Source organism: Flavobacterium muglaense (assembly GCF_014305155.1).
Lineage (GTDB): Bacteria > Bacteroidota > Bacteroidia > Flavobacteriales > Flavobacteriaceae > Flavobacterium > Flavobacterium muglaense.
The window spans coordinates 1-12961 of the sequence record NZ_JACRUK010000036.1 but is presented as its reverse complement, the minus strand read 5'-3'; the positions used below and the strand labels follow the sequence as shown (position 1 = coordinate 12961).

The following is a 12961-nucleotide window of genomic DNA, read 5'->3' as shown; positions in this document are numbered from 1 at the left end:
TGACGAAAGTTTTATATTTTGGTAGATTATTAAAGTTGCTTTTAGTTCAAAAAAAGTAATGATATTTACATTACAAATTATGGCAAATAGAGGTTCAGAATGGCGAAAATGGGATTTACACGTTCACACAAAAGGAACAAATAAAAACGACCAATTTAGTTCAAATTCGACAGAAAGTTTTTTTGAATTATTTTTTAAGAAAGCTGTTGTTTATAATATTAGTGCAATTGGAATAACTGACTATTTTACAATTGATAACTATCTAAAAGCAAGACTATACGTTAGTTTGATTGAAACTAAAGTAAATGATTTAGGAGAGAAATTATTTAGTGATTCAGAAATTGATTTTATCAAAAATATTTTCATTTTTCCTAATGTTGAATTACGAATGATGCCTTCAACTGGTGTAGAAAAATTAATAAACATTCATTGCATATTTAATCCAGACTATGTTACAGAGTTGGATAATGATTTTTTTAATGAGATTGGGAATCAAGATAGATATAAAATGAATCGTGCAGGTTTTATTAGTTATGGCAAATCATTAAAACCCGATATAACAGACGATAATTTATTATTTAAAGAAGGAATAAATAATTTTGTAATTGATCCGAAAAGTGTAAAAGAATTAATTGATAAAAATTCAAATTTAAAAAATAACACAATCATTGTAGTTAGTAATTCTAGTAATGATGGAAATTCTGGATTGCAAAAACACTATGATTTATTTGAAGGAGAACAAAGTTCATTAGATGGAGTTAGAAGAACTATTTATAATATTTCAAATGCAATATTTTCAACCAATCCTAAAGATGTTAAATATTTTTTAGGAAAGCGATTAAGTGATAATATTGGTGTAACTGAACTTGAAAAAAGTAATGAACAAGAACAAGTCATTTTAGAGAGAGGTTCTTTAAAACCTTGTTTAGTTGGAAGTGATGCACATAAAGAAGAGAATTTGTTCAAAAGATTTACTTGGATAAAATCAAATTTGAATTTTCAAGGATTAAAACAAATTATTTACGAACCTGAGCAAAGGGTAAAAATACAAGATTTAGAACCAGACATTAAAGAAGAAAAATTAGTAATTGATAGTGTAAAATTCATTTCTAATGATAACACATTCACATCTGATGAAATACACTTTAATAGAAATTTAAACGTAATTATTGGCGGAAAATCTTCTGGAAAATCAATATTACTTTACAACATTGCTAAAACTTTATTGGCTGATAGAAAAATTTTAAAAAACGAAAGTCATCCATTTAATTATAAGTATGACTTTGGTAATGATTTTGATTTTGAAGTTAAAATTATTTCTGGAATTTCTCAATCTATCAAAAGAACAGATGATTTACCAAGTATTTTATCCGAAATAAAATATATTCCACAAAACTATTTATCAAAATTGGCTGAACCCGAGAATAAAAAAGGGAACGAACTTTTAAAATTAGTTAGAGGATTATTGCTTGAAGATGAAGATTATAAAATTAAATACCAAGAGTTTATAAATCGAGTTAAGTCGAATGATATTAACAGAGAATCCATTATAAACAATTATTTCGAAATACAAGATAAAATAGAATCATTAAAAAAAGATTTGATTTTAAAAGGCAATGAAGAAGTTTTAGAATTAAATATTAAGGGAAACAATGAAAAAATAAACAAACTCAAAGAAGGAATCGGATTAACTGAAGAACAAATTAAGCAATATAATGTTTACAATGAAGAATTAGAAAAAATTGAAATTGAAATTGGAAAAGTCAAATCAGATTATTCAAAAGTCACTTCATTTCATACAGACACCAAAAATACTCTTACAGAATTAATACAAAAGAAAAATTTAATTTTAAATTCTTTAGAGAATGAAACTATAAAGGCACACTATAACACTGAATTAAACATAATAAATCAAGCTTTATCATCAATTGAAAGCTCGATAGAGTTGGTAAAACTAGATAGTGAAAGAAGATTTGTAAATGAAAATATTTTTAAAGACCAATTTTCCTCAAGAAGTAAGCGGAATGTAATATTGAAAGATTTACTAAAACCATTTGTTAATAGCGAGGAAATTAAAAAACAAATTGAGAATATTGAAAAATTAATTATTGAAGACAAGCAAAAATTAAGTGTTATAAATCAATATAAAGTTGACATTAAAAGTAATGAAGTAGCATTGGAATCTGAAAAAGTAAAAATTTTTAAAATATATACTGAAAATTTTGAAGAGTATAAAAAAGTTATTTCAGAGCTTGAAGAAAGAACTAAATTATTGGAAAGTGATAATTTAAAAATCGACGGAACTCCTAAATTTAACTATCCAAAACTCAAAAACAAAATCCTTGAAATTAGCGATGGTAGAAAAGCATCTTATAACCCTTTTTCCATTTTTGATGAAAATAAAAATGCAACTTCAAATTTTGATTTAGAAAGTTCTATTAATGAATTAAAGGCTATATTCAATTCAATGGTAGAAACAAAAGATTATTCATTTAATACAAAATCGGATATTAAAAGTGCGGTTAAAATATTGTTAGACGACTACTTTTTTGATTATTGGGAAGTGATTTATGACAATGATACATTAACTAAAATGTCAACTGGAAAAGCTAGTTTTGTTATTTTAATGTTGATTGTTGGTTTGAGTAAATCTAAAGCACCAATATTAATAGACCAACCAGAGGATAATTTAGATAATCGTTCAATAACCAAAGATTTAGTAGAATATTTAAGAAATAAAAAACTAGATAGACAGATTATATTAGTTACTCATAATCCAAATGTTGTAGTAAATTCCGATGCAGAAAACGTAATTATTGCAAATCAGAAAGGGCAAAATGATAAAATAACATCTAGTCCATTTCAATTTGATTATATAAATGGTTCAATTGAAAACACACTAACATTGAATAAAACTCAAACTGATTTATTAAAAAGTATGGGTGTAAGAGAACATATAGCAGATATTGTTGAAGGTGGTAAAGAAGCATTTAAAAAACGTGAGGAAAAATATGGTTTTTAGTTTTTCTATTTACAGAATCAATTTTTAAGCTAGGTAATATTAATTTTGCTAAATATCTACATCAATATACAATGCTCAACCCAACCGAAATAAAATCAATAGTAAGCTCTGGAGAAGGTTTTAATGCCGAATTCAAAGTAAGTCTACCAACTAATCTAAAAGGGATTACAGAAGAAGTATGTGCTTTTGCGAATGCTTCTGGCGGTGTTTTATTAATTGGTGTTGATGATAAGAATGTTATTCAAGGTGTAAATATTGATAATTCCAAACGTTCAGCAATACAAAATTCTATAGGAGAGATTTCGCCTCCATTGCAATGTGAATTTTACATCGTTGAGGTTGATGGTAAAAATGTTGCAGTTATCGAAGTGCCTTCTGGACAAAATAAACCTTATGTTTTATCAGGTGCAATATATGTGCGCCAAGGACCAAATTCTCAAAAACTAACTACTGTTGAAGAAATGAGAAACTTCTTTCAGCAAACAGATAGAATTTTCTTCGACGAAGTTTCCTGTGTAGAAGCAAATATAGAAAATGACATTTCAAAAGAAAGTATTAAAACGTTCCGTTTTGAAGCTGAATTAGTCAATGCAACATCTGACGAACAATTATTTACCAACTTAAAATTAATTTCAAATGATGGATATCTAAAAAACGGTACTGTTTTATTCTTTGGAAAAGAACCAGAAGTTTTCTTTGAAAAAGCAGTTATTCGTTGTTTAGTCTTTGATGGCATAGACAAAAGATATATTGTTGATGACAAAGTTATGACCGGAACATTATATCAGCAATATCAAAAAAGTATGATTTGGCTAAAATCAAAACTAAATGTAAGATATGATATTGAAGGCGAAGGAGCCAATCCAAGAAATGAGTATTGGGAAATTCCAATAATTGCATTCAAAGAAGCTATTATTAATTCACTAGCGCATCGTGATTATTATGATAAAGGAGCACGAACAACCATTGAAGTATTTGATGATCGTGTAGAAATATCAAATCCTGGTGGTTTAGTTAGTGCAGTTCCAAGAAATGAATTTGGTAAAAGAAGTGCAAGTAGAAATCCATTAATCTTTGGTTTATTTGAAAGAATGAGATTAGTAGAACAAATAGGTTCAGGTATTGCAAGAATGCGTGATGTAATGAAAGAAGAAGGACTAACACCGCCTGAATTTAATATTGATGGAATGTTTACAGTTACATTTAGAAGACCTTTTGACTTCGAAATGTGGGTGAATAAGTGGGTGAATAATTTATCCGAAAAACAAATTATAATTTTAAAAGCTATTCACAAAAATCAAGAAGTAAAAAAATCAACTTTACAGCAACTGACTGATTTTAGTGGCACTGCAATAGATAATAATTTAGAAGTTCTTAAAAAAGAAGGGCTATTAGAACGAGAAGGTACAAAAGGTGGAGTTTGGATATTACACTATATTAATCCAAAAGTGGGTGAATAAGTGTGTGAATAAATCAATTTTTACAAACCATTATCTCATTCACATCTAAAATATTCAAAAAATCTAGTATTCTAACTCACTTGCTATTTATTTAAAGATAGACTATTTGAATAATCTAAATTATGCCATCAAACCCAATAAATAACATACAACTATTCAAATCTGTTTTTGAAGGAAGAGAAGATGTGTTTGCGGTTCGTTGGGAAAAAGGGAACAAAAGTGGCTATATGCCAGCCTATTTTTATGACCCCTATCGGTATCGGGCTCATAAAATGAATGGTGGAACTTTTCAAAATTATGCTGATAAAGAATATTTGCCTTTCACTGAAAAGGAAATTGAAAAACACCTTAATGGCGAACAACATATTGGCGTTTATCCTTTGCTCAAAGACAATACTTCGTGGTTTATTGTTGCCGATTTTGACAAAGTAGATTGGCTTGAGGACTGCAAAAAGTATATAAATGCTTGTACTGAAAAAGGAATTCCTGCCTATTTGGAACGTTCTCGTTCGGGTAAAGGCGGACACGTTTGGATATTTTTTGAACAACCCTTTCCAGCTATAAAAAGCAGAAAGATTTTCATTACGATTTTAGAAGAAACAGGCGTATTCTCTCTGTTTGACAAGAGTTCCAGTTTTGATAGAATGTTTCCCAATCAAGATTTTCTTTCTGGAAAGGGATTTGGAAATTTGATAGCACTTCCGCTATATAAGAAAACTTTTGAACAAGGAAACAGTTGTTTTATTGATGTTGAAAGCCTAGAACCTATTCCAAATCAATGGTATTTTATAAAGAATATTCAAAGAATTTCGACAATAAAATTGGATGAATTATACCAAATTCATAATACACTACAAAATATTCCTGCCTCGATTATACCAAAATTATACAATGAAAAGTTAACGATAAGATTGGCAAATGACATAAAGATTAATCGCAATGCTATTCCAAATTCGCTAATTAATTTTCTAAAAGAAGAATTGAATTTTCTTAATTCAGAATTTTTAATAAAAAAGAAGATTGGAAAAAACACTTTTGGAACAGAACGATATTTCAAATTGGTTGAAGAAAATGAAAACGAAGTCATTATTCCCAGAGGTTTTATTGGAAAAATAATTCGATTTTGTAGAGAAAATAATATAGAATATGATTTCAAAGATGAAAGGAAAAAATTAAAGGAGGTTTCTTTCTTATTCAATGCGCTACTCCTAAAACACCAGAAAATAGTGATTGATACAATTACCAAGAAAGATTTAGGAGTAATTGTTGCACCTCCAGGTTCTGGAAAAACTATCGTTGGACTAAAAATTACTGCAGAGAAAAAGCAACCAGCATTAATCATCACTCATCGAAAACAAATTGCCGACCAATGGATGGAAAGAATTGAAACTTTTCTTGGAATTCCAAAAAATGAGATTGGAAAAATTGGGCAAGGAAAAACCAAAATTGGCAAGCAAATAACAGTTGCAATGATTCAAAGTTTGTCAAAAGAATTGGAGAAACCCGATGGCGAAAAACTTTTGAATGCTTTTGGCACAATTATTTTGGACGAATGCCATCATATTCCTGCGGAAACATTCAGAAATACAATTTCAAAACTGCAATCCTTTTATTTGTATGGATTGACGGCAACACCATTTCGAAAATACAATGATAGCAAACTGATTTTTATACATTTAGGCGAAGTGATTTCCGAAATAAAATCTAACGAAATAAGCATCGTTAAAAAACCAAAAATCATTATTAGAAACACAGAACTAGATGTTCCTTTTAATTCAAAAACGGACAAATTTGAAACGTTATCAAAAATATTAGTTCACGATTCCACTCGGAACAAAGTAATTCTTCAAGATGTTATTAATGAATTGAAATCGAACAAAAAAGTAATTATTATTACCGAACGTAAAGAACATATTGACTCGCTACATCAATATTTAAAGCAATCCTACGAAGTGATTACCTTGAGTGGAGAAGATTCTGACAGCAGTAAAAACTCTAAATGGAAATTGCTAAAAGAAGGGAATTATCAAGTAGTTATAACCACAGGACAATTCTTTGGAGAGGGAACAGATTTGCAAAATGCCAATTGTCTTTTTCTGGTTTATCCGTTTTCTTTTGAAGGGAAATTGATTCAATATATAGGCAGAGTACAACGTTCAGAAATAACACCCACAATTTATGATTATCGTGATATCAAGATAGATTATTTGAATAAATTGTTTCTGAAAAGAAACGTCTATTACAGGAAAATTGACAAACAAGCGACGTTGTTTGATGAACCCGAAGAAGAAATTATTGTTCCTAAAAACAATTTTAGTATTGATAAAAAAGTAAAGATTCCATTTGAAAAACTAGTATTTCGTTACGGGAGTATCGCTTTTAAATATGAAGTTTCAGAAATGAAAACCGAACTTGAATTTGATATTGAAAACTTTGAAATAAGACCAGAATTTGAAGTTTTGAAAGCTTATTTCTCTAAAACACTTAAAATAAAAAACATAACAGTTACTATTCACGCTGAATTCGTAAACCGACAGCTAATTTCACAATTAGCATTATCCAATGATTTAAAAAAGATAACTAGAGATCTGATTGAAAGCGTAAAGTTTACTTTTATAACCAAGACTTTCTTAGGAAAACAAAATCCGGTTGGTCAAGAAAATTTACTTGATGTAAATCAATTACAAAATGAAAACAATGTCAAATTATATGATTCGGGAGATGAATTATTGAATGATTTTTTGCAAAATCAAAATTACAAACATCAAGCTCATTTACAATATTTAGCCAATCATCACGAGAGAACTATTCTTAAAATTCGATTTGTATTGAATCCATTTTCATTTGTTTTCCTTTTAGCAGGAAAAACGGGATTTCATATCGTTTTAGAAACGTTAAATACGGAAGAAGCAACCTATATTTGGCATTTTGACAACGACAAACAATCGCTTCCCGATAAATTAAAACAAATAGACAGCTACCTAAATACCATTAAAAATAACGGAAGACAAGCTTTTACAGAAAATCCTCCCAATAATTTCAGTAGAATACTCCACGATTATTCCGCCGACAGAAAAGGTTTTGTAATTTGGAAAGATTTGATTGAGGAAAGACTTACTTGATTACCAACTCCAAATGTTTAAGGTATTTTCACAACCCATTATCTCATTCAGCTGCACAAAATCCTCGTTTAGTCCAAGTATTCCTACCCTAACATCTTTGTTTGCTTCATTTCGCTAATTACATTTTCAATAACGAGAACATTCTTTTTTGTTCGTTTTAAAAAGAACGTTTTACATTTCAGTTGCCACTCCTTTGCCAACGCTCCAAAAAAAATTACTGTCACGGTTTTTGAGTCAAAAACACGTACGCTTCGCAACTCGTGCCAGTAATTTTTTTCCCAAGCTGTGTTACATAATTGAGTATTATAGTTCATTACAAAGTTTTTATATTGTTTTTTTGGTTTTTGCAATGAAGCTATAATATCATTTATGTAAAACAGCCGCCACACCCAACGCGCTTGCCAGTGGCTCCAGGACAACATTTTTTGCAGCTCCCATCGCATCACCCAGCTACAAAAAACACCGTCCTTCGCCACTGCCTTTAAAAACGTTCGCTATTCCATCGGAAACTTTACGGCTGTACTTGCTTTAAAGAACTTTTACGGTAACTGTTTTTAGCAACTGTGTGGCTAAATCGGTAGTGTTTGCATTGCTTTTGTAAGTGCCATAAATAGCAATGAATATTTTCTATAATCTACAACTTTTGATGATGCCATTTTTGGCACCCACAAAACCAAAAATGCCAGCAAGAGTGTCATTTTTTATTTGCCAGAAAATTTGAATAAATTGTTTTCACGATGGCCAAGATGCCATAACAATTCCAAACAACTTTTTCTACAAACTGAACATTTCAAAATTAACAAAAATCTTGGCATCAAGCCATCATAAAAACAATCAGAAACACTCCAGTTAGCAAATAAAAACCACACACTTGCCTGCGCTTCTGCCGCATCACACTCGGTATTATCTTTTCATTGTTTTTGTAAGTGTAATAAATTGCTTTACAACGCCACTTCTAAAATTCACAATCCCGATAAAGCAATTTTTCACACCCACAAAATCAACCGTAAGAAAGAGTATGAAATTTTAAAGCAGAAAAATAAGCGGAATAGATTATACATTACTTTTTTCTGCTTTAAAATTTGATACCCTTTCTGAAGAACCTCATCTTTCTCATCAACTTTTTTAGATCTCTTTTTACAGAGACCTAATGGGATAAGAGAAAAATAAAAAAATAATAAATAAAAGAAAGTAAAGGTAAGTTCCGGTTTCAAGAAAAAAAAGTTCAAGCCCTACGGGTTTTAGAAAAAATCTCCACCCATACCGTTTCGCAACAACATTCACTTCCAATTTCACGCCTACATTTCCGATGACTTATCGGGTAGTATTTTTTCTAAAAAACTTGTTTTTCTTGAAACCTCCACTTGAAGGACGACTTTCTTTTTTTCTTTTTTTTCTTTTAAAAATTTTATGTGTGGTTTGTGGTAACGAGGCACATCATCTTAAAAAACCGAAAGTATGCCGAATTTTATCATCAAAACGCACCGAAAAGACACCTTATACGCCAAGCCTCATTTATTCATACTTAACAAAGGGATGAACAGCGGAAAGCCACAAAACACGCCATTTACTAACAGCTTTGTAGTTATTTTTCAAAACGAAACAGATTGCGAAAGTATTTATTTTGTCGCTTACAGCTTATGGCAGACCAAGTTTTGGCATCAGTTCCTTTGCGGTTCAGTAATTCCATTTTTACGCCTTCCAGACTTCAAAAACGAATTTAATCCAAAAGCTAGTTTAATGATGCAAGAACACGAAGAGCATCAAAAAAATGTTGCGACACTAAAACTTTTAGAACAAAAAGAAAAGCAATTTCACGAAAATATAAACCTCATAAATGACTTACGCAGAAGCATTTTATACAGGTATTGCAGAAAATAATAACTAATCTTAATCCGCTATTATGAAATCGCCACAAAAAACTTGTTTGTTGCAAACAAACACCAATAAATTAAGGCGATAACATATATGACCACTAAAAATTAAAATTCACATATATGAAACTATTTATTTTGTACCAAACCGACAATTGGAAGTCCAAAGCACCAAGAGTATGTTTTGGCATTTTCGACACTAGAGCCAAAGCCATTGACAGCGCAAAATGGCAAGAATTATACAATCATAATTCCGAAGTTGTGGTTTTAGAAGTAACACTCAATTTATTTGAGGAGATTTAATAAAAAAAATGCCCAATCCAATAGGAAAGGGCATTTTCAAGTTTAACCCAAAGGTCACCACAACTAGAGTTAAACTATTTTCTGTGCTTCTTTGTTAGCCATTTGAGTAGTAGCGATATCGCAAAACTTACAATGGCTCCAACGGCTGCTAAAATAACCGTTTTTACAACATCTTCGGATAAGATATTCGGTACAATGCTCAAAAATGTACCGCCAGCTGTACCAACTAAAGTTGAGTTACTTTGCGCTTGCATCCTTTTCAGTTGTTAATTGGCTAACTGCCGAAACAACGCCACCAGCTACAGCTAAATAACCGCCAATTGTAGTAACCACAACTGGCAAAGCAACTGGAGCAGCTAAAATCGTTCCGCCAACTGTAGCGATTACCAAACCAATATTTCGAAGCACTTTAAAAAATTTCGGAGTGGGAGCTTTCGCTCTTTTGATAACATTCATAATTTGTTTTTTTTCTATTCAACAATTAAAATGAACTGCGAATACAACCAAATCTTTTATTTGTCGGTAGTTCAGTGTTTAGATCAATAACACCTGGTGGTTCAACACCACCTCTTCCTCCAATGTCAGATGGTTTTTCTAAACCACCAGTAGAGTTCTTTCCTCCAGTATTAGCAAAAGAATATTCTCCAGTATTTGTGTTTGTACCTTTACTACCGCCAGTATCTAAATCATCAAAATCATCGGGAGATTCTATTTGACCTGTATCGCTTGAAGTACCTTTTCCACCTGTACCACCACCAATATCGGAAATAGAATATTCTCCAGTTCCTGTATTTGTTCCTCTACCACCAATATCGTTTGAAGTGTAATTTCCGGTTGAATTAGTATTTCTACCTCCAATATCGGAAACAGCATACTCGCCAGTTGTGCCTTGATTACCTCTTCCTACAGTATCAGAAGGTTTTTCTAAACAGCCATTAGAGTTTTTACCTCCACCGATTTCTTTAGTAGAGTACATTTCACAAATGCGTCTAGGAGGAGTTTGCCCTCCACCAATACCGCCGATGTCAAAATTTCGTCTTTCTTGACCGCAATTTCCACCAATATCAAAATTACTTTGTGCACCTTGCAAATCTGCTTTTGCAATTAATTCAGTTTCTTGTGAAACTTCCGATTTAGATTGGTCTTTACAACTTGTAAATCCAATAGCTACCAATACAATAAGCATCAAAAATTTGAAGCTTACTAAAACACGATTTGTTGGAGCAACTGCTCCGATTAAATTTTTCATATTATTATGATTTAATAATTAATAAAACTGTTTCTGTGCTATCCAAAGCACGGTAAACCAAGTTTTTCAACTTGGTAAATGCCAGTCGAGATTGCAGACCTAATCCTGGTCCGCTAATTTTTGTAACTGGTGCAATACATCCGTTTAGTTCTTTCAAAGCATTATTGGCAGGATGAAATAGAATAAACTTTCTATTTTTTACATCAATCACTTCCAAATGCCATTGAAACTTGCGACTGTATCGCTTTTTAATAAAATACTTCCCATCTGGAATACAGGAAACCTTCGTTTCGTTATTCTTCCAAGGCAATTCGATAGTGTAACAAATCATTTTGCCATCGCATTCGAGTTTGCCGTTTGTTCCATCTGGAAAATAAGTTCTCGATAGTTCTAAAACCATCTTACAATCCGCTTACTTGCACTAGCGATAATGGATTGTATGCACCATTTTTAAGTGGGTACATTTGTCCATTTACTTGTTGGTAAAACTCAACACCCAATGCCAAGAAAAGAGGTTTGGTACTTGCTGGAGTAACTGCATTAACTTGAGCAATGGCAACCGTAGCAACCGCATCCCAAGGTAAAATTGCAGTTTCCGAATTGGCAACCACAAACGTTTCAGCTTCAAAGTCAATTTCAGCACCAGCCGAAATGATTTTGTAATGTGAAGTTCCACTTGGTGCAGCAATCATATTGCTCGGAATAAATGGAGCCAAATCCACAGTAATTTCTCCAGTAACTCTGTCAATTGCTCCTACAAAAGGAGCAAATAAACTAGTTCCAAGTTTACCGCGAATATTGAATTCAAACCCAGCTAACAATTCCGCTTCGCCATCAATAACGTTTCGCAAACCTCTGAGGTTAATCAAATCCGCTTGAATAACTTTTACCATTTGTTGCGTTAAACGGCTTACCATTCTACCATCGGCAGAATTCAAAAGCAATGCTCTCAAAGCAGTTCGCAAAACTTTACCTGCCTTTCCGGCACGACCAAATTCAGAACCATTCTCACGCGTTCTTTGAAACGCTGGATCACTTGCAATTCTATTGGCGTCAATTCCGCCTTTTTCTCTTGCTAAGTGTCCGTCTTGGGTTTTATAAAAAGTAATATCTCCAATAGTACCTTTCAACTTAATTATGCCTTTCTGTCTAGCCATAAATTCTAAAATTTTGTTTATAAATCAGTGAACAATTCCCTCAATCATCATTCTTGTTGCAACATCTTTCGATTGATTTGAGAACAAATTTTAGCCAATAAAACAGATAAAAAAAGAGTAGCTAGTTCCATATGTCGCAAAGCGACACAAATGGCTTAAATCGACATAAATGCCTATTAAAAAGCACATAAAACAGTATTAAATTGCGGAAGCAAATAATATTTTAAAAAATCCTACTTTTGTATAATCTTAAATATTATTTGATAGTAAGTTTAAGGTAGTCAAAGCCTAGTCAAAGGCATAGATAATGTATGAAAATGCAAATTAAGAGAATATGTATCTATCCAAAAGACATTGAACGCATAACAGGCAAGAGTTACAGACAAAGCACTAGAATGTTACAAGCTATCAGAAAGAGCCTGAATAAGCTTGAAAATGAGTTAGTAACTATTGAGGAATTCTGTCAGTATGCAGGTTTGAAAATTGAACAAGTAGAACCGCTAATTTTTGGATGAAAAGGAGAAACCCAAAAAAAGAGAATATAATTCCCAAGCATACTCAACTAGTTTAATAACTAGTTCATTTTTTAGTATGAATTAATCCCATATACATTTGGTTAATTACTTATTAATCAGTAAATTTATACTATAAGATTTAGTGATGTTTGTATCTGTTAAAAGGAGCAAAATCGAGACCCTTATGTTTTAGACTAGTATATTTTATTATATATCAGCGTATTAGAGATTAAGTTCTAATCCCTCATCGCCCACAAAA

General features: G+C 31.5%; 10 protein-coding genes. 5 read left to right on the top strand and 5 right to left on the bottom strand.

All coding sequences use genetic code 11. The annotated features are described in order from the left end of the window. Window positions 1–79: 79 nt before the first annotated feature. From H8R24_RS13090 to H8R24_RS13065, 5 genes are all read left to right on the top strand, one after another. Window positions 80–3022 (top strand): TrlF family AAA-like ATPase, encoded by a 2943-nt coding sequence (locus tag H8R24_RS13090; RefSeq protein WP_187019746.1) that lies wholly within the window; start codon window positions 80–82, stop codon window positions 3020–3022. A gap of 71 nt (window positions 3023–3093) precedes the next feature. Continuing rightward, window positions 3094–4482 carry an RNA-binding domain-containing protein gene (locus H8R24_RS13085; RefSeq protein WP_187019744.1) on the top strand — a complete coding sequence of 463 codons (1389 nt, stop codon included), beginning with the start codon at window positions 3094–3096 and terminating at the stop codon, window positions 4480–4482. A gap of 122 nt (window positions 4483–4604) precedes the next feature. Continuing rightward, the gene (locus tag H8R24_RS13080; RefSeq protein WP_187019741.1) at window positions 4605–7604 is read left to right on the top strand and encodes a DEAD/DEAH box helicase; all 3000 of its coding nucleotides are present in this window, start codon (window positions 4605–4607) and stop codon (window positions 7602–7604) included. A gap of 1458 nt (window positions 7605–9062) precedes the next feature. Beyond that, window positions 9063–9485 (top strand): DUF6943 family protein, encoded by a 423-nt coding sequence (locus tag H8R24_RS13070; RefSeq protein ID WP_187019739.1) that lies wholly within the window; start codon window positions 9063–9065, stop codon window positions 9483–9485. Between the two features lie 116 nt (window positions 9486–9601). Then, window positions 9602–9781, top strand: a complete 180-nt coding sequence (locus H8R24_RS13065; protein WP_187019737.1) for a hypothetical protein — start codon at window positions 9602–9604, stop codon at window positions 9779–9781. A gap of 74 nt (window positions 9782–9855) precedes the next feature. Here H8R24_RS13065 and H8R24_RS13060 read toward each other — a convergent pair whose 3' ends face one another. The 5 genes from H8R24_RS13060 to H8R24_RS13040 are packed head-to-tail and all read right to left on the bottom strand — an operon-like array spanning window position 9856 to window position 12187. Further along, entirely contained in the window at window positions 9856–10035 is a 180-nt protein-coding gene (locus H8R24_RS13060; protein WP_187019735.1) for a hypothetical protein, read from the bottom strand. Beyond that, window positions 10019–10237: a hypothetical protein gene (locus H8R24_RS13055; RefSeq protein ID WP_187019733.1), complete on the bottom strand. Its 219-nt coding sequence runs from the start codon at window positions 10235–10237 to the stop codon at window positions 10019–10021. The genes H8R24_RS13060 and H8R24_RS13055 overlap by 17 nt, the downstream gene beginning before the upstream one ends. Window positions 10238–10262: 25 nt before the next feature. Then, the gene (locus tag H8R24_RS13050; protein WP_187019731.1) at window positions 10263–11030 is read right to left on the bottom strand and encodes a hypothetical protein; all 768 of its coding nucleotides are present in this window, start codon (window positions 11028–11030) and stop codon (window positions 10263–10265) included. A gap of 4 nt (window positions 11031–11034) precedes the next feature. Further along, window positions 11035–11430, bottom strand: coding sequence for a DUF5675 family protein (locus H8R24_RS13045; RefSeq protein ID WP_187019728.1), 396 nt, complete (start codon window positions 11428–11430; stop codon window positions 11035–11037). Between the two features lies 1 nt (window position 11431). Beyond that, the gene (locus tag H8R24_RS13040) at window positions 11432–12187 is read right to left on the bottom strand and encodes a hypothetical protein (RefSeq protein ID WP_187019726.1); all 756 of its coding nucleotides are present in this window, start codon (window positions 12185–12187) and stop codon (window positions 11432–11434) included. Between the last annotated feature and the right edge of the window lie 774 nt (window positions 12188–12961).

Coding starts and splice junctions, on each gene's coding strand:
- H8R24_RS13050 (WP_187019731.1), bottom strand. CDS start 11,030: ATGAAAAATTTAATCGGAGCAGTTGCTCCAACAAATCGTGTTTTAGTA.
- H8R24_RS13045 (WP_187019728.1), bottom strand. CDS start 11,430: ATGGTTTTAGAACTATCGAGAACTTATTTTCCAGATGGAACAAACGGC.
- H8R24_RS13085 (WP_187019744.1), top strand. CDS start 3,094: ATGCTCAACCCAACCGAAATAAAATCAATAGTAAGCTCTGGAGAAGGT.
- H8R24_RS13055 (WP_187019733.1), bottom strand. CDS start 10,237: ATGAATGTTATCAAAAGAGCGAAAGCTCCCACTCCGAAATTTTTTAAA.
- H8R24_RS13040 (WP_187019726.1), bottom strand. CDS start 12,187: ATGGCTAGACAGAAAGGCATAATTAAGTTGAAAGGTACTATTGGAGAT.
- H8R24_RS13060 (WP_187019735.1), bottom strand. CDS start 10,035: ATGCAAGCGCAAAGTAACTCAACTTTAGTTGGTACAGCTGGCGGTACA.
- H8R24_RS13090 (WP_187019746.1), top strand. CDS start 80: ATGGCAAATAGAGGTTCAGAATGGCGAAAATGGGATTTACACGTTCAC.
- H8R24_RS13070 (WP_187019739.1), top strand. CDS start 9,063: ATGCCGAATTTTATCATCAAAACGCACCGAAAAGACACCTTATACGCC.
- H8R24_RS13065 (WP_187019737.1), top strand. CDS start 9,602: ATGAAACTATTTATTTTGTACCAAACCGACAATTGGAAGTCCAAAGCA.
- H8R24_RS13080 (WP_187019741.1), top strand. CDS start 4,605: ATGCCATCAAACCCAATAAATAACATACAACTATTCAAATCTGTTTTT.